The 16,425-nt window shown below is 60.1% G+C and carries 16 protein-coding genes, 1 other RNA gene and 1 pseudogene; 3 read left to right on the forward strand and 15 right to left on the reverse strand.

All coding sequences use genetic code 11. The features are described 5' to 3' along the window. Position 1: 1 nt before the first annotated feature. On the forward strand, positions 2 to 775 hold the full coding sequence (locus ACQCST_RS13705; protein WP_426999183.1) for a metallophosphoesterase family protein: 774 nt from the start codon (positions 2 to 4) through the stop codon (positions 773 to 775). Positions 776 to 1,031: 256 nt separating this feature from the next. Here the strand turns inward: ACQCST_RS13705 and ACQCST_RS13710 are convergent, their stop codons facing one another. After that, positions 1,032 to 1,466: a hypothetical protein gene (locus tag ACQCST_RS13710; protein ID WP_426996304.1), complete on the reverse strand. Its 435-nt coding sequence runs from the start codon at positions 1,464 to 1,466 to the stop codon at positions 1,032 to 1,034. Between the two features lie 2,031 nt (positions 1,467 to 3,497). Then, the gene (locus ACQCST_RS13715; RefSeq protein ID WP_426996305.1) at positions 3,498 to 5,018 is read right to left on the reverse strand and encodes a hypothetical protein; all 1,521 of its coding nucleotides are present in this window, start codon (positions 5,016 to 5,018) and stop codon (positions 3,498 to 3,500) included. Positions 5,019 to 5,248: 230 nt separating this feature from the next. Between ACQCST_RS13715 and ACQCST_RS13720 the strand changes: the two genes are divergently transcribed. Then, positions 5,249 to 6,094, forward strand: a complete 846-nt coding sequence (locus ACQCST_RS13720; protein ID WP_426996306.1) for a hypothetical protein — start codon at positions 5,249 to 5,251, stop codon at positions 6,092 to 6,094. 93 nt (positions 6,095 to 6,187) lie between these two features. Further along, positions 6,188 to 6,424, forward strand: a complete 237-nt coding sequence (locus ACQCST_RS13725; RefSeq protein WP_426996307.1) for a hypothetical protein — start codon at positions 6,188 to 6,190, stop codon at positions 6,422 to 6,424. 257 nt (positions 6,425 to 6,681) lie between these two features. Here ACQCST_RS13725 and ssrA read toward each other — a convergent pair. The 13 genes and pseudogenes from ssrA to ACQCST_RS13790 form a co-directional block, all read right to left on the reverse strand. Next, positions 6,682 to 7,050: a transfer-messenger RNA gene (gene ssrA / locus ACQCST_RS13730) on the reverse strand. 86 nt (positions 7,051 to 7,136) lie between these two features. Further along, the gene (gene smpB, locus ACQCST_RS13735) at positions 7,137 to 7,613 is read right to left on the reverse strand and encodes an SsrA-binding protein SmpB (protein ID WP_426996308.1); all 477 of its coding nucleotides are present in this window, start codon (positions 7,611 to 7,613) and stop codon (positions 7,137 to 7,139) included. A gap of 136 nt (positions 7,614 to 7,749) precedes the next feature. Then, positions 7,750 to 9,138, reverse strand: coding sequence for a peptidoglycan DD-metalloendopeptidase family protein (locus ACQCST_RS13740; RefSeq protein ID WP_426996309.1), 1,389 nt, complete (start codon positions 9,136 to 9,138; stop codon positions 7,750 to 7,752). A 26-nt stretch (positions 9,139 to 9,164) separates the two neighbouring features. Continuing rightward, entirely contained in the window at positions 9,165 to 10,079 is a 915-nt protein-coding gene (gene ftsX / locus ACQCST_RS13745) for a permease-like cell division protein FtsX (RefSeq protein WP_426996310.1), read from the reverse strand. Then, entirely contained in the window at positions 10,076 to 10,858 is a 783-nt protein-coding gene (gene ftsE / locus ACQCST_RS13750; protein ID WP_426996311.1) for a cell division ATP-binding protein FtsE, read from the reverse strand. The genes ftsX and ftsE overlap by 4 nt, the downstream gene beginning before the upstream one ends. Positions 10,859 to 11,043: 185 nt before the next feature. Then, positions 11,044 to 12,159 carry a peptide chain release factor 2 gene (gene prfB, locus ACQCST_RS13755; RefSeq protein ID WP_426996312.1) on the reverse strand — a complete coding sequence of 372 codons (1,116 nt, stop codon included), beginning with the start codon at positions 12,157 to 12,159 and terminating at the stop codon, positions 11,044 to 11,046. A 76-nt stretch (positions 12,160 to 12,235) separates the two neighbouring features. Further along, entirely contained in the window at positions 12,236 to 12,709 is a 474-nt protein-coding gene (locus ACQCST_RS13760; RefSeq protein WP_426996313.1) for a pilus assembly protein TadG-related protein, read from the reverse strand. Continuing rightward, positions 12,706 to 13,098 (reverse strand): hypothetical protein, encoded by a 393-nt coding sequence (locus ACQCST_RS13765; RefSeq protein ID WP_426996314.1) that lies wholly within the window; start codon positions 13,096 to 13,098, stop codon positions 12,706 to 12,708. The genes ACQCST_RS13760 and ACQCST_RS13765 overlap by 4 nt, the downstream gene beginning before the upstream one ends. Positions 13,099 to 13,252: 154 nt before the next feature. Next, positions 13,253 to 13,669 (reverse strand): TadE family protein, encoded by a 417-nt coding sequence (locus tag ACQCST_RS13770; protein WP_426996315.1) that lies wholly within the window; start codon positions 13,667 to 13,669, stop codon positions 13,253 to 13,255. A 3-nt stretch (positions 13,670 to 13,672) separates the two neighbouring features. Continuing rightward, the gene (locus ACQCST_RS13775) at positions 13,673 to 13,957 is read right to left on the reverse strand and encodes a hypothetical protein (RefSeq protein ID WP_426996316.1); all 285 of its coding nucleotides are present in this window, start codon (positions 13,955 to 13,957) and stop codon (positions 13,673 to 13,675) included. Positions 13,958 to 14,006: 49 nt separating this feature from the next. Continuing rightward, positions 14,007 to 14,948: a type II secretion system F family protein gene (locus tag ACQCST_RS13780; protein WP_426996317.1), complete on the reverse strand. Its 942-nt coding sequence runs from the start codon at positions 14,946 to 14,948 to the stop codon at positions 14,007 to 14,009. Next, positions 14,945 to 15,799, reverse strand: coding sequence for a type II secretion system F family protein (locus ACQCST_RS13785; protein ID WP_426996318.1), 855 nt, complete (start codon positions 15,797 to 15,799; stop codon positions 14,945 to 14,947). The genes ACQCST_RS13780 and ACQCST_RS13785 overlap by 4 nt, the downstream gene beginning before the upstream one ends. After that, a pseudogene (locus tag ACQCST_RS13790) lies at positions 15,799 to 16,413 on the reverse strand (CpaF family protein); the annotation flags it as partial. The pseudogene ACQCST_RS13790 and the gene ACQCST_RS13785, both read right to left, overlap by 1 nt. Positions 16,414 to 16,425: the final 12 nt, after the last annotated feature.

Consider the following 16,425-nt stretch of genomic DNA (forward strand, 5'->3'; position numbering starts at 1 on the left):
ACTGGATGCCCCCAGACCCTTCGCCGTTGCCGGAGACTGGCACGGCGACCTAGGTTGGGCCATCACCGCTGTCCGATCAGCCGCGCGTGAAAGGGTCAGCACGCTACTCCACGTCGGCGACTTCGGCTTGGACTGGCCGGGGGCGAAACGAGGCCGCTTTGAAGCCAGGCTGAACAAGTATCTGCTTGAGGCTGGGATCATCCTGATCGTGTCGGGCGGCAATCACGACAATTGGGAGACCTTGGAGAAGCTCCCCGTCGAAGCGGACGGGCTTGCGACTTTCCGGTCCAACATCCGGGTGTTGCCTAGGGGCGGGCGGACCCAGATCGGTGGCCTGATCGTGGCTGGCCTCGGCGGAGCGTTCAGCGTGGACTATGAGCACCGGACTGAAGGAAAGGATTGGTGGCGAAATGAGGAGCCCACGCCGGAGGATGCACTGAACCTTATCGCGGGTGGACCCGTTGACATCCTCATTACCCACGATGCCCCGGCCGGTGTTCCGCTGAAGAGCGAGTTCGAAATTCCTCGGGAACTGATTGTCCGGGCGGAACGAACGCGGACTCTCCTGCGCAAGGTCCTAGATTCTCTCGCCCCTCCCAACGTCTTCTGTGGTCATTGGCATCAGCGGAGGACCCACGAGCTGGCCCACCAAGGCGGGCGGATGTCACGTGTCGACGTGCTCGACAAGGAACATTCCCGCGAGGGCAACGCGGTACTCGTGTGGCCAGGAGAAGCGCCACTCCGCATCAAGCCTCTCTATGTCAGAGGCAGTTAGCCCGTCATAGCCTCGAGCGATTCGGCGCCGACCTGTTCCAGAGTCCATCACCACAGGTATCCCTATGCGGGGAGTGACTGTCGTGTTGGCCTCCCAACAGAAAGGGCTAGGCGGGTGTCTTTAAACATGCTCCTACTACATGCGGCTTGGTGGTGCTTTGACGTTCACTGCCTGCCCTCCCTTTGCCCCGACATTCGAAACGATCCGGGGCCTGCCCAAGGCGGAGGTACACGTGAGTGGTCGAAGGCCGAAACGGCTACGGCCTAAGTCCCCGAGGCCGGTTGGCTCCGATAGGAACAAGTCTTATTCCATTCGTTTTCTCCTGGATAGAACTGAAATAGTAGGCGTACAGCGCCTGGACGTGGCATGCGTGTATTGCCTTGAGTCGCTTGATCTCCTCATTCTTTTCATTTAGCTTGGCTTCCAGGCCAAGCTGCTCGGCTCTTTCCAAAGATCTTCCACTTGTTGCGGAAGCTAGCGCGTTGAACCGCTCGCTAAGCCTGATGCCCTGCGGACCTCGCCCGGAACTGTCTTGGACGAAGGCCCGGGCAACTGTTGCATGAGACAGCCCAGCGATCTTCTCAATCTGGCGCTTGGTCCGGGACAAGGTTGGGTCATGCAACATCGAATCGATTGCGTCGCTGATCTGCTGAAGCGCAGCCTCGCTGACGGGTGTGAAGGGCTTGGGCATCAGTGATTGCTCTCTTCGTTGATTATTTCTAGGACCTTCACGAGTTCCGCTCGTTCCTGTCGGTGCGAAGCCTCGAATTCGGGGTGAATGCCCGTTACCTCAAGACTGCGATCGATTCGGTCAATTTGGTTACTAAGGGCAGGGACGTGCGCATCGTGCACTACGGCGTTAGAGCACCTGAGGTTCGCACAAAAGTGGCTCGCCAGCTGTGGCCCATCCTCCCCGCAAGCAGCAGCGTGTTTCCGGTACCAACAGTCATTTACTATTCCGAGGTGATAGTTCTCGGCAGCTGACGCTGCAAGGGCGGCGGCTCGCGTCGGGTCTTTCACGACTGTCGCACGGATGGCGCTGATTTGGGCACCACCCTCCCCAGCGACTTCGCCCGCAGACACGACTAACCGATGCACTTCATTTTTCACAACAGCGGCACGGTCCTGGGACAGAATCGAAACGGCCGATTCTCTACTGTCGCTGATGTACCCCGTTGTCTGTCTAAGGGCCATGTGTCCCAGCTGAATGCCAAGACCAAGCTCCGCCCCAGGTTTGGTTGCGGCGAAGACCGAAAACGATCTTCGAAGTGACGTCGCGTGCACGGAACTTGTTGAGTCCAAAGTAATGGGCTGCAAACCAAGCCCTTTGCCTTTGCCGGGGCGCTGGCTTGGCTCTGCGTTTAAAAACTCAATCAGTCGTCGGAGGTCTTTTGTGGGGTCATAGGCTCCCTTTTCTCCACGACTGCCGTCGCGTCCTCCCCGCGAAAATAGACGGGGGTGCGTAGCAAGCCGTTCGAGCACCCGAATCGTTTGTTCGACAGCTGGCGGAACCCACCAGCCCCGCTTCACTCCGCCCACCGTTGAATTACCTTTGATCTGAACCGACCGCAGGACTGAGAGTCCATCCTGCTGGGCGATACAGTCGGACTCTAGCGCCTGAATTTCGCTATCGCGCATCCCTGATAGACCTGAGATTATCGTGTAGCAGGCGCCGCGTAGAACGCTCGGAAGGTACTCGGCCTCTCCGATGCCGACTTCGTCAATCCACCCGTCTGCTGAGCCTTCCTGCGGTACGATCAACCCGCCGAAACGGACGGCGCCCGAGCGCGCCATCTGCTCTACGAGTCCTGCTGCCCCCGGGTTGTAGGCGTGATGGGAAGGCTTGAAAGAGTTGGTGCTTACGCTGGTGATCCTTGCCAACATGGAGATATTAGGGGTCCCCCGGGGTGCGCCTCCGCTCTTCCCAAACCCCGTGTGAAGGGGAACATAGCCACCCTTGTCGAAGTAGTCGTCCAAAGCTGCGACGGCAGGTCTCCCGGTATACCCGCGGCTTAGAGCGTTGTGGAGAGGCGCGTCGTGCAATGCCAAATGTGCCCGCAGAATGAGGTCACTGCAGGATTCGATCACCTTCCAGGACCCGGCAATCAGCGGAGCCCAGGATTCCCAGGGAAGTGGGGGCGTAACGTTTTCTATGCCACGAACGTGGCCGGCGACGCGGGCACCGGTCCGCATTGGCCATGGGACGAACTGGAGGCCATCGGGCAAGACAGAACTGTACTCCTCCAAGCGCTTGATTAGGACCGTGTAGCCTCGCAATGTGTCGGGTACCAGTGCTCTCCCCTCGGGACGGTGCTTGCCTTCTTGAGCATTGGTGACGAAGCGATCGGCATCTGCCTGGGTCCAGCTACGAAACGAGTCAAGGCCAGAAGAGTTCCCCCATAGTGCTAGCGTCCGCAGCTGCGTAAACAGTCCTGACAAAGCAGAGACGGGGGCCGGGCGTCCTGGCAGGACGACGCCTCGTTCTACGACGCCGGGATGGGTCGGCCTTCCCCGGAGTGCAAGAAATGTACGAACAGTTTCTTGATAGCCGTCTGGCACCCGTCCGAAGTGCAGCCGCCGAGTCGTATCACTCGGAAATGCAATGGGTGTATAGTCCCAAAAATCGTCTTCGAACCGCGACCCGTGCGGAAGCAGATCGTGAATGTGGTCCTGGAAATGGAACGGCCCTCCGATAGGAGTCCATAGTCTGAGCTCTGCGGCGCTACTCATCAAGTCCCCTAGGTCCATTTCGAATGCCGAGATCCACAAGCACGGCCTGCCCCCGGTCCGATGCTTCTCGGACCTTGTTCGCCGGGAAAAGTTGGAGGATTGACGTTGTGGATCTATAAGTCGGCTCCCAGACTTCCCGCCAGACCGCAGGGTCCGTAGATGATTCAGGAGCTGAGATCCGACTCATCTCGACCAGTGCAGGCAGGTGCTCCTGCGTTATCACGGCGTTCGGACAGGTAAAGCACTGGCCGGCCAGCGCCACCGGGCAGAGCGACCCTTCTGGCGCATGCGGTGAGTCGAGAGGGTCCATGCAATCCGCCAGGCCACCCTTGTGGGCGGATGATAGGTCGACTCGCGGATCAGTGGAAGCGAGATGATCTGAGCCGCCGACCGATTCGCGAAGGATCTCCTCAGCTTCCGGCGTGATGACGGTGGGCCCGATGGCGCCGGCAAAAAGGCCTTCGATTGTACCAATCAGCAGAGTTCCGGCGTGGGCCCGCAACGTCGAGCTGTTCGTATAGTGCGCGATTAGCGTTCGTGACGTGTGCCGGCGGCCGTCGCGTAAATAGCGCGTGGGCGACTCGACTAGCTCTCGGCGCACCACCGACTTCCGAAGCCGCGAGAACTGCGCCTTTCCTTCTATTCGCTCTCCATGCACGTAGCTGTCGCACCATTGGCGAAAGCTGACATTTGCCCAGTTAACCTGATTAACTTCACCCTTGGACTCCACTAACCACAGCGACCTTTCATTCGTCTGCTGTCTGGCCGCGGCAGAAATCGTGACAATTCCCCTGATTGCATGATGCAGGGCGTGATGAAGCTTTCGATTGTAAACCTCGTCATATTTCAGTCCGGAACGCGATTTCGTGTAAGTGATACATACTGCGTCCACGATGTCCGACCGGACCAGGTGCTCGAGGGATGCGTTCCGCGGGACACCGTGCCCGGGTGCCGCGCTTGCCACGACGTCGTCATAGGTCAGCTGACGGAGAACTTCGGGAGGCTCTCCCGTTGCGAGAGCTAGCAGGATAAAAAGCGCCACTAAGACATCTCTTGTCGGTATGGGAGCCCCTTCTCTCTGAGCATCGAGGTTGGCGCGAAATACCAACCGGTGCGCGGCGCTGCGGAGCCGGCGGAGCTCTCCGTCAGAAAAGTCGGAACGGCCCGCCTTCCGTATATGCGAGAGGCGTGTGGGACGGGCCAAACGATCTACAACTTTGGCGTGCAGCCGCCCGCTGTCATCGTCGTCAATCCTCCGCAAGAGAGCGAAAAATTGCACAGCCTTGCGGTACGGGCTGTCTGTGGGATGGAGCCGCTGGTTTTCCAAAAGCGACATTTCCCACGCATCAAGGTGTCTGACTCTAAGATCATGGAGTTGAAAGTCGGGTTGGGAAGCGACATCCATCTGTCCCTGAACATGCTCGCTGAACCGGAGGATGGCCTGCTGTGTCATCCCTGAACTACCAGGAATTTCCGAGGAAACCTCCACCCATTTGTCAGCCAGTTCTGCCACAAGAATGGGCACAGTGTAGCGGGTCGGATCTATGTTGGTGAGCCAGCTGCTCCCATATCTGGAACTGACAACGGTGCGGGCACTGCTTAGGTCGAGTTCCGCACCGACTCTCCTCGTCATTCAACAGTCCGTGAGAGGGAGGCAGCCACAGTTTGACGAAGCGCTGCGGGGAGTTGCTCCGTATAGCGTTCCGCTGCGTACAAGTAGCGCAGCGTAGTTTCCACGTCAGAATGCCCAAGGAGCTGCTGAACCACGACTATGGGCGACGCAAGGAGCTGGTATGGGTCGCCGCCGGTTTGCCGGCCTTGGCGCATCAGCGCGGCCAACATTCTGACAGCGAAAGTGTGCCGCATAACGTGCGGCGTCACATCGAGATGGGCAGGTGGCCGATCAGGGTGATCAATGGTGGCGACACGTTCCATGGCCTCGTTGAAGAAGTTGTTGACGGTGCGAAGTGCCGGGGGCCTGCCTCCCTCGACGACAAACAAGGTAAGCGGTTCGATAATCCCATCAGGCCTGACGATGACGGCCCGGGCCCTATCCTCGTCGCTGAAGCGCTCAATGCCCGTGACCATGCTGCCGACACGAATGTCGTGTCCTCGTTGTGTAGGAATAATAGCGTCGACGACCAGCAACTCCCCGTTTCGACGTCTCCGGCGGAGCGTTTGCTGGCTTTGTCGAACGATCTTGGCTCTATCTGTAGCCCTGTAGAGTTCAACGACGTCTACGAGCGCCTCCGTTACCCAGACGGCTCGGGGGCGACCTCCCTTGCCAAACCGCAAGAAGGATTGCACACCGCTTGGGTGCATGGTTTCAGAGGTTGGCACTTCGCAATCGAGGAGAAGCGTTGCTTCTTGTCTGCGCAGTCCCGTGGAGACGAGCAACAAGCCTATAGCGTAATTTCTCTCTGCATGACGGGGACGGAGCTCCAAGGGTGCTGGCGCATCTCCGCGCAACCCAACTTCGAGGAAGAATCTGCTCTGCGCTTCGGTGAGAAATCGTTCTCGACGATGCTCATTCACCCGGTCACGGAGCGTATTTCGTTGGCGAGAGCCCCACCGTGGCACCGGATCTGAGTCAATCCAGCCGCTGGCTTTCGCGTAGCTATAGAATCCCGCGAGTATCGACAGTTCTCCATTCCACGACGTCGGCGCAAGACTTGGGCGTCTATGGTCCCTGTAAGCCACAAGATCTGCGCGGGTCGCTGCAGTCAGATCGACGAACCCCTGGTGTTCGCGAAGAAACATCAGCAGGCGCCGCAAGACAGGCACGTGATGCTTCAAGAGTCCGTTAGATCGATAGGCGTGCTGCCGGGTTGCCTCAAGGAGATACTCGTTGACGAAGCGGACACTGCCCATGTCGCCGTCCTCTGGAACGAGGAACGGAGTGCCATCGGGGACATCTAAGGTATCGAAGTGTCGGACTACTTCTGGCCACTCGATTGACCCGCCTAGAGGTAGCTCAACGGGTGCCCCCGTCTGACGGTCGACTTTACCGATATGCAATGCAGCCTCTTAACCAAGAATGGAGGCCTCTCGGTCTGAGAGGCCTCCATCAAGATACGGGGCCGGAGACCATGTCGCATTGTCTCCGAGTGATACTCGCAATCTTTTCCCTCCGTGACATACTGACCAAACGTCATGAGACACGAAATAGATTGCACATGTGGAGATGGGGGGAATTGAACCCCCGTCCGATGTCGTGTTGTCAGGGCTTCTCCGGGCGCAGTTTGCGTCGGATTTTCTCGGCCCCAGCTATCTTGCAAACAGGTAGCTGATCCGGGCCCAGTCATCTAAGAGTCCCGTTCACCCCGATGACAGGGGTAAACAGCAGTGGCTATCTAAATGACGCCAGGATCCGGGGCAATAGCAACCTCGGGCTGACGGACTGTCTTACTGCTTAGGCAGCAAGAGCGAAGTCAGTGCGCTTGTTTTCGGCACTTATTGGTTTGCAGACAGCGTTTACGAGATAATTCTGCATCCTCGGCCCGCTTCACCTGTCGCGACTAACATCGTCGAAACCGATCATCCCCGTATTTTGTTGTCAAACCGACGATCAGCTGTTGCCAGGCAACAGATCTTCACCGGATTATCTAGCATAACGCATCTGCTCAGGGAATCATTCCTTGCGGCGGTTGCGTTCGCGCATATCCCGGAGCGCCTCGCGGTTGTCTTGCTGTTCCCGGAGGGTCTGACGCTTGTCATACTCCTTCTTGCCGCGGGCCACACCGATCTCGACCTTGGCGCGACCGTCGACGAAATACAGTTGAAGCGGGACAATGGTAAACCCAGACTCCCGGATCTTATGCGAGATCTTGACGAGTTCCTCGCGGTGCAGCAGGAGCTTCCTGCGCCGCCGGGCTGCATGGTTGGTCCAGCTGCCCTGGTTGTACTCCGGAATGTGGATGCCCTCCATCCACAGCTCATCGTTGTAGAAGGTACAGAAGCCGTCCACCATGGATGCGTGGCCCTCCCGGAGGGACTTTACTTCAGTACCCATCAGCGCGATGCCGGCCTCGTAGGTATCCAGGACATGGTAATCATGCCGGGCCTTCCGGTTGGTGGCCACTACCTTACGGCCACTTTCTTTGGGCACGGTAGAACTCCTTGGTATCGTAAAAACGTCTGTTCCCCCAGCCTGACCTGCTCGAAGTCATACCAGTGTACGGCAGAGTACGCGTCGGGTCAGGGCAGGCGGAACAGTAAGGCGGGGCCGGGCGGGAGCGGCAGCGTCAGAGCAGGCGCATCGGGTCAACGGCCACGCCGTTCAGCCATGTCTCGAAATGAGAGTGACAGCCCGTCGAATTTCCGGTGGTGCCAGAGTATGCAATGAGCTGGCCCTGGCTGACTTGCTGCCCTGGCGACACCGCGACGCTGGTGTTGTGGTAATAAATCGTTGTCAGCGAATTGCCCTGCACCACGCCGTGTGAAATCTTCACGTTGTTGCCGCCGCCGTCATTGGCCCAGCCGGCGGAAAATACCGTCCCGGCGGCCGGGGCGTACACAGGTGTTCCGCAGGGCGCCCCGAAATCGATGCCGGTATGCATGTAGCCACCCTGGCCGTAGAAGTCGATGGTACCCGGGGGTGTCGCGCGCCAACCGAAGCCAGAGGTGATCGGGATGTCGCTGGAGAAGGGGTGCCGCAGGCCAAAGGCCGACGGCGAACCCGTCACCGGTGCGTACGGCTGGACTGCCTGGCCCTGTGCCCGGGCTGCGGCCGCAGCCACTTCGGCGAGGCGGCGCTGCTCTGCTTCCCAGGCCTCACGCAGTTTCCTGTCACGTTCGGCGATCTCGGCGGCTACGGCATTCTGGCTCGTCTGCACGGCGGCAAGCTGATTCTGGATCCCCGGCTTGGCAGCCTGCAGTTCTCCATTAAGCCGGGTGGTGTCTGCAATGAGCTTATCCACCTGCTCCTTCTTGGCGGCAGCTTCGTCTCTTGCTGCTTTTTCCTTGGCCAACGCATCATCAGCCTTGGACTTGAGGTCCTTGATCTCCGCCTCAACCGCCTCAAGCCTCGCCTGGGAATTGACGTTGGTAGCATTCTGCTGCGTCAGCTTGTCCATGGCGGAATTCTGGCTCCGCATCGCCTGGTCCGCGAGATCAATCGTGTCGGTGAGACTGCTGCCGCTGTTGGCGCCGAAGAACAGGGTCAGATTCGAGGGAACGCCGCCGGACTTGTATGCCTGCGTGGCGATCTGGCCGATCAGTTTCTTTGTGCCAGATATCTTTTGCTTGTCTGTCTCCAGCTGCTGGTTGATCTTCGCCTTGTTCTGCTGTGCCAGATCCACACGGGCAGCAAGTGCCTCAACTTCCCTGACAGCGCTGGCCACGCGGCCCTGCGCCTCCAGAAGTGCCTGCTGGGCTCCTGGCAGTTGGCCCTGGAAGATCACCAGATCCCCTGCAGCCTTCGCGATCCGTGCATCTACAAATTCAAGGGACTGCTGCACACGCGCCGCTTCGGCCTCGAGCGCGGCCTGTTTGTCTTCGAGGTCGCCGGCGAAAGCGACCGGTGCTGAGGCGCCCAGCCCTGCTGCCAGGACCAGCGCCAAGACAGCACTGATCATGCGGCTACGGCGTCCGGTAGGCCGGACGCGCACGGTCCTATGATCGATTGCAGTCATGAGTTCTCCTTATCGGTAGGCACAGCCTAAACCCTCAAATATCTGCGTAAGGTCAAGAGAGACGAAATTCCGGCTAAAGATCCACCGAGGATTAGGAGCGCCGGCGCCAGGATAAGCGTCTGTGCCGGCGAGATGAACGCCGTGTCCGGGTATTGCCGGGACAGGAATTCACCCAGGAAGAAGTGTGCCACCGCCCAGAGAGTTGCCGAGGCCAACGCCGCGCCGATCACGGCCGCGATCACGCCTTCCAGGATGAACGGCAATTGAATGACGGTCTTTGATGCCCCCACCAGCCGCATGATGCCGGTCTCCCGGCGTCTGCTGAACGCCGACAGCCGAATGGTCGTGGCTATCAACAAAATGGCGCAGACAATCATAACGCCGGCGATACTCACGGCTACCAATGACGCTGCGTTCATCGCCGAAAACAGCCGTTCGAGGAGCTGCCGCTGGTCGATCACGGTTTCCACGCCTGGCTGTGAGGAGAACGTCTCGCTGATGATCTGGTACTTTTCCGGGTCTTTCATGTTGATCCGGAAGGAAGCCGGCAACTGGTCCGGGGTGACTGAATCCACGATCGGCGAGTTGGAGAACTGTTCCTTGAAGTGCTTGTACGCATCATCTTTGGACTCGAACTGGAAATCGTTGATGTACTGAGCCACCGCCGGCGAATCCAGCAGGGTCTTGAGATTCGCCTGTTGCTCCGGTGTTGCCGGGCCAGTGGCACAGCCGGTCGCCGTCGAGCCGTCGCTGCAAAGGAAAATGGCCACCTGGACTTTGTCGTACCAGTAGCCCTTCATCTGGTTGATCTGCAGCTGGAGCATACCCGCGGCGCCCACGAAGGTAAGGGATACAAACGTCACAAGGATGACGGAGACCACCATGGATACGTTTCGACGAAGTCCGCTGCCGATCTCGCCCAGGATGAATGCGAGTCTCACAGCTGCCCCTCTCCTGTTGCTGCGGGGGCTATGTCGGCGGTGTTGTCGCGGTCGCTGGCGTCTTTGAGGCGCCGGGACTGGCCCACCACCGGGATCATCGATGTGTAAAGGGCCCTCGCCTCATCACGGATGACCTTGCCGCTCCGCAGTTCCACAACTCGTTTGCGCATTTCGTTCACGATGTCATCGTCGTGGGTGGCCATGACCACCGTGGTGCCGTTCTGGTTGATCTTGTCCAGGACTCCCATGATTCCCATAGACGTGGTGGGATCCAGGTTTCCGGTGGGCTCATCTGCCAGCAGGATGTCTGGGCGGTTGACGACGGCGCGGGCGATGGCCACACGCTGCTGCTCGCCGCCGGAGAGTTCATGGGGCATACGGCGTTCCTTGCCTTCGAGCCCTACGGTCTTAAGGACTTCCGGAACCGTGTCCCGGATGACGCTGCGGCTCTTGCCGATGACCTGCATGGCGAAGGCGACGTTAGCGAACACGTTTTTCTGCGGCAGCAGCCTGAAGTCCTGGAAGACGACGCCGATCCCGCGGCGCAGTTTCGGCACCCGCCAGCTTGAGATGTTAGCGACGTTCTGACCGGCCACGTAGACCGCGCCGGAAGATGCCTGGTCCTCTTTGAGCACCAGACGCAGAAACGTTGACTTACCGGATCCGGAAGCGCCAACGAGGAAGGCGAATTCGCCACGGTCAATCTCAAGGCTGACTGAGTCCAGCGCAGGCCGGGCCTTCTGGTCGTATACCTTGGTGACATTTTCGAATCGGATCATGATCCTAAGTACCCTGCAGGACATGGCTGACACAGCCCAGAACTGCAACCGGCGCGCGGGCTTTCGTTTGGGGGAAGTAGAGCACCGGCTTCTCGACTATACGTGCGGGTTCCTGTGGTTCCGGCACGGTTCGGTGGCGTGTCGCGACATTGTGCCTACCCAGTAGGCGCTGCGCCCGGCCTACCTTATTTCTCGGCGTTCCGGTTATCAGTACGCCAGCGGATGCCGGCGTCGATGAAGTCGTCAATCTCGCCGTCGAACACGGCCGAGGTATTTCCCACCTCATGTTCGGTCCTGAGATCCTTGACCATCTGATACGGATTCAGGACGTAGGAGCGCATCTGATCACCCCACGACGCCTTGACGTCTCCGGCGAAAGCCTTCTTCTCTGCGTCTTCTTGCTGCTTCTTGAGAAGGAGCAAGCGTGACTGGAGAACACGCAGGGCGGCCGCGCGGTTCTGGAGCTGAGACTTCTCATTCTGCATGGACACCACCGTGCCCGTGGGAATGTGAGTGAGCCGCACCGCCGAGTCCGTCGTGTTGACAGACTGGCCGCCGGGACCTGAGGACCTGAAAACATCCACCCGGATCTCGTTGTCCGGGATGTCGATGGAGTCCGTCTGCTCGATGAGCGGGATGACTTCAACTGCAGCAAAAGAGGTCTGGCGTCTTCCTTGGTTGTCGAAAGGGCTGATCCGGACAAGCCGGTGCGTGCCCGCTTCCACGCTCAGGGTGCCGTAGGCGTAAGGCGCCTTGACTTCAAAGGTCGCAGATTTCAGCCCGGCTTCCTCCGCATAAGACGTGTCCATCACCGTGGTGGGGTAGCCGTGCCGTTCAGCCCAGCGCAGGTACATCCGCATCAGCATTTCCGCGAAGTCGGCAGCGTCGACTCCGCCGGCACCTGCACGGATGGACACCACCGCTTCGCGTTCGTCGTATTCGCCCGAAAGCAGCGTCACCACTTCCAGATCCTTCAGCGACTTCCTGATGGACTCCAGCTCGGTGGCCGCTTCGCCCATGGATGCCTCATCATCCTCATCCTGGCCAAGCTCAACGAGCACCTCGAGGTCATCGATCCGCGCGGTCAGGGTGTCGAGCCGCTCCAGCTCAGATTGCCTGTGCGACAACCTGGATGTGATGACCTGTGCTGCAGCGGGGTCATCCCACAGGTTGGGTTCACCGGCCCGCTCGCTCAGTTCTGCGATGTCTTCCTTCAGCGCCTCAACACCCGAAACGTTCTCGATGGAGGTGTAGGTGGCGCGTAGAGCGCGGATTTCTGCGGAAAAATCAATGTGAGCCATGGTTGTTAAAGCCTACGCCATCGGGGCAAAGTGGCCGGACCCGCCGTCGGGCCGCTGTTGGCCTGCTAAGAGCCTGCTAACGGCTGAGACGGGAACGGGCCGTAGACGTTGCTTCAATCCGGATTCCGTCGGGGACCAGAAAATTGACTACCGGCGGATGTACTGCCGCGCCGAGAATCACGACGGCGGTGGAACCGTCAGCGCTGCCGGTCGCCGAAGTAACAACCAGTCCGTTAAACCGCTCAAAGGCTCCGTTCCTGTTCAGGAAGTCGGCAGTCACGTTCCGCACTCGATCTCCGTGGAGTACCGCAGTCGGACTTCCGCCGGAGGACTCCACCTGGCCAAGGGTGTAGCTATCGGCTGCCGCCAGCGAGGCGCCGTCGGCCATGGACAGAAGCTTCTTGTGCTCGATATAGACGCTCGAGATGCCGGTCACCACGGTGGTGACCAGAAGGGCCAAAAGTACGTAGCCGATGATGAGCACAATCATCTGGCCGTCTTCGTCCGTCTGCTTCGCGTTGCGTTGTTGCCGAGTCTGGTGTTGGTTCATCGGAAACGCCCCACGATCTGGGTGGCAGACGCACTCAGTTCGCTGGCATTGAGCCGGAACGCTTCGCTGAATGGCACAAAGGGCAGCGGCACAGTCAGGTGCACAGTCACCGTGACGGCACTTCCGGACGCCATGCAGTCCGCAGGATCGCAGCTGGCATCAACCCGGGCGTTTTGGGGTGGGTGGCCGTAATCTGCCAGCGCGAGCAGTGCCGCCTGCTCGGCCGCTGCTCTCCCGGACTGGGCATCGGCTTGCGCAACGTAGACCTTTGCGGCCTGGTCTGCGGCGCCGACAACGGCGAACGAGCCGCCTTGGATCTGCCCCATGGTGATGATGAAATACACCAGAGGGACCATAAGCAGCACGGCCAGGAATGTGAATTCCACCACGGCGCTCCCCTGTTCATCCGCCCGGACGTTGCTGCCCTGACTGGATACGGAAGCTCCGGTGGGCCCGGAATCGCCGGAGCAAATGGCCCGCCGGAAGCGCTGACGGAGGGCAAGGTCTGCGCTGGCCCAACGGCCTCCGCCGACGGAGCTGTGGCTATGGCTGGATGGCGGCATGGCCCTTGACCTCCAGAAGATCGCGGGGCCCGATGAATCCGATCACCGGCATGGGCGCCTTGATGGTGACCTCCAGCGTCCGGAGACCCTGAAACGTCACTTCGCTGGTGCTGATGTCCTGGGCGAAGTCGCTGTTCAGCGCGGTTCCGATCAGTTCGCCTGCGCGGCCGCGCCCGTCCTCGGCAGTACGGTCCGCCAGAGTGCCGTAGCGGGCACCTGAAGCCGCAGCATCAATCAGGGTGTTGCGGACGTGCAAGACAAGGGTCAGCTGGATGATGGCAAGAAAAAACATGGTGAGAAGGCTGCCCACCAGAACAAAATCCACCACGGCCGAGCCACGCTCCCCCGGGTGAGGCCCCGGGCTGCCGCCGCCGTCGTGCATGGTGGCCTGTTTCATTTCCTATTTTCCGACCTTGTCCATTGCCTGATTGAACATCGTTTCAAGGGCCGGTCCGGCGAGCGCAAGCAGCGCAGCGACCAAGACGGCTGACATCAGCGTGATCATTACCCAGCCGGGCACGTCTCCACGTTCGGGGTCTTCTGATCCAGACGGACGCTGAGGTCCGAACGTCAATACTGAGGCGGACTTCCACAGCCGGGCGGTGAGTGTGCAGACCAGTAAAGCGCTGCGGATTCCCATGTCTTTCATTACTTTCCCATTTCTGTCATTGATGTTGAGAGTCATTGATGTTGTGATCGGTCCCCGGAGATATCTGGCGTGCTGGGGTGTGCTGCTACAGGCCGATGCTGATGGCAGCGAGTCCCGGGAAGACGGCAAATACGACTGTCAGGGGGAGTACGCCGAACACCAACGGCACCATCATGCCGATTTCCTTCTTGCCGGCCGCTTCCATCAGATCGCGCTTTGCCGTGTCCCTGACATCCTGGGCCTGGGCCCGCAGAACATCCGACAGCGGTGTCCCTCGCTCCACAGCGACGATGATGCCGTCAACGAACCGGACCAGCGGGCCAAGATCGGTCCGGGCGGAGAACTCCTGCAGGGCTTCAACCAATGGTTTACCGGCTCTTGTTTCGGCGAGTACCATGGCAAACTCCTTGGCCAGTTCCCCGTTGGCGCTCCGGCAGACGCGGTCCAGCGCACCCGTTGCGCTTTCGCCCGCACTCACGGCCAGCGCCATAAGCTCGGCGAGGCTGGGGAACTCAGCCATCATCCGGGATTCCCGTTTCCTGATCTGCGCTCCCAGCCAGTAATCCCGGAACAGGAAGCCGCCCACAGCGCAGCCCAGAACTGCCACCACGGCCAGAACAGGACTGAAACGACCGGAGGCGGCACCGAGAAGCACGAGTCCGATAGCCGCAACAAAGCCGGCAACAGCCCACAGCAACTGCTCGGCACGGAAGTCGACGGGCGATTTGTTGATCCCGGCTTGGGCAAGCCTGCGCGTCAGCGCGGCGGACCCGAGGTTGAACTTGCCCAACGCCGACAAGCCATCCCGGATGAACGGACGGAGAATAAGTTCAAGCGGTCCGAAGGGGGTGACATTCTGGACGCCCGCACGCAGTAGCCTGGACTCGAGATTCTGGGACTTAAGTTGGGGCTCGATGCGTTCCACGAAGCTCATTGGTCGCATGAACGGCAGCCTGGCCAAGAGCAGCCAGAGTCCCGCGCCGAGGACAATGCCGCACACCACGGCAGCGGCGGGAAGAGCTGTCATCGCAGCACCCGCTCATCTTCCGGCAGCGCACCGATACGCAGCATCACGGCGTAACAAATCAGCGAAACGACCAGCCCGCCAAGCAGAACAGCGGCGCCCATCGCCGTGTTGTAGGCCTTAACGGCCTCCGGCCGCGTAGCAAGCAGCACCATCACCAGCCAGGGCGCCGCGACTGCTAGCCGGGCGGCGTTGATCGTCCAGGATTGCCTCGCCTCCAGCTCGCTTCGGGTGCGTGCGCTTTCGCGAAGGAACTCTGCGAGGGTGCCCAGTAGCTTGCCAAGGTCGGAGCCGCCCACTTCGCGGGTCAGCCGCAATGCTTCGATGATGCGGTCCGAGACAGGATCGGCAAGACGATCCTTGAGCCGGTTGAGCGAGGAATCAAACTGTCCACCGGAACGGTAGTCTGAACCGAAATCGCGGAATACGTGCCTCAATTCCTCCGGCCCCTTGTCTCCCAGCTGGATGAGTGCCTCCGGCAGCGAGAGGCCAGCACGGATGGCGGACCGCAGGTGATCCACGACGTCGGGCCACAGCTGGCGCAGAACAGCGGTTCTTTTGCGCGCACGCCACTTCACCACGGCCATGGGCAGCCAGGCACCAAACATCCCGAAGCATGCGGATATCGGCAGTGAATGGCTGACGGCGAAGAAGATCAGCATGACAAAGACGCCCAGCCCGAGGCAGGTGACGATGAGGCCGGTTCCAGAGACCTTTTCGATTCCCGCCGAGAGCAGCAAGTCTTCAAGGCGGCTTGCCTTGCGAACTCGTTTGACGGCGTCGGGTTTGTCCCAGAACGACCACCAGATCAGGAAAAGTCCTGCCCCGGCCAGTACCCCCACCAGCGGTGCCATCAGCGCTGCTCCAGCAGCGCCGCGACGTCGTACCCTGCGCGGGCGAACTTCTCCGCAGCTGGCATCGAATTGGCTTTGGCTTGCAGCTGTCCGTCCGCCATTGCGAAGACCATGGACGACTCAATGATGCCGTTTTCCACTCTCCGGCCAAGGGAAAGTATTTCAGTTACCTGCCTGCGGCCGTTGGCATGCCTGCTGCAATGCACCACGAGGTCGATGCACGAGGCCACTGTGGGGACAACAAAGGCACTGGAGATATTTTCGCCGGCCAGGAGCGGAAGCGTGCAGATCTTTGTGACGGCGTCGTGGGCGGAGTTTGCGTGGACTGTGCACATGCCAGGCAGGCCTGAATTAAGGGCGATCAGCATGTCCAGGCTCTCAGCCTCGCGGACCTCACCGACCACCAGCCGGTCAGGACGCATGCGGAGTGCCTCCTTGACGAGGCGGCGGAGCGGGATTTCGCCCTCACCCTCGAGGTTGGGCTGGCGGCATTGCAGTCCCACTACGTCCCGCAACGGAAGCTGAAGTTCGAAGATTTCCTCCACCGTGATGACCCGCTCACGGCTGCCGATGCTTGCGGCCAGGCAGTTGAGCATGGTGGTTTTGCCCACTTGACGCTAATGTAC

The sequence above is a fragment of the Pseudarthrobacter sp. N5 genome, from assembly GCF_050157035.1.
Lineage (GTDB): Bacteria > Actinomycetota > Actinomycetes > Actinomycetales > Micrococcaceae > Arthrobacter.

What these genes read in the sequence shown, in the direction of transcription:
- ACQCST_RS13720 (WP_426996306.1), top strand. Translation starts at nt 5,249, where the DNA reads ATGCCCAAGGAGCTGCTGAACCACGACTATGGGCGACGCAAGGAGCTG.
- ACQCST_RS13760 (WP_426996313.1), bottom strand. Translation starts at nt 12,709, where the DNA reads ATGAACCAACACCAGACTCGGCAACAACGCAACGCGAAGCAGACGGAC.
- ACQCST_RS13725 (WP_426996307.1), top strand. Translation starts at nt 6,188, where the DNA reads ATGGTCCCTGTAAGCCACAAGATCTGCGCGGGTCGCTGCAGTCAGATC.
- ftsE (WP_426996311.1), bottom strand. Translation starts at nt 10,858, where the DNA reads ATGATCCGATTCGAAAATGTCACCAAGGTATACGACCAGAAGGCCCGG.
- ACQCST_RS13780 (WP_426996317.1), bottom strand. Translation starts at nt 14,948, where the DNA reads ATGACAGCTCTTCCCGCCGCTGCCGTGGTGTGCGGCATTGTCCTCGGC.
- ACQCST_RS13775 (WP_426996316.1), bottom strand. Translation starts at nt 13,957, where the DNA reads ATGACTCTCAACATCAATGACAGAAATGGGAAAGTAATGAAAGACATG.
- ACQCST_RS13770 (WP_426996315.1), bottom strand. Translation starts at nt 13,669, where the DNA reads ATGAAACAGGCCACCATGCACGACGGCGGCGGCAGCCCGGGGCCTCAC.
- ACQCST_RS13785 (WP_426996318.1), bottom strand. Translation starts at nt 15,799, where the DNA reads ATGGCACCGCTGGTGGGGGTACTGGCCGGGGCAGGACTTTTCCTGATC.
- ACQCST_RS13710 (WP_426996304.1), bottom strand. Translation starts at nt 1,466, where the DNA reads ATGCCCAAGCCCTTCACACCCGTCAGCGAGGCTGCGCTTCAGCAGATC.
- ACQCST_RS13740 (WP_426996309.1), bottom strand. Translation starts at nt 9,138, where the DNA reads ATGACTGCAATCGATCATAGGACCGTGCGCGTCCGGCCTACCGGACGC.
- prfB (WP_426996312.1), bottom strand. Translation starts at nt 12,159, where the DNA reads ATGGCTCACATTGATTTTTCCGCAGAAATCCGCGCTCTACGCGCCACC.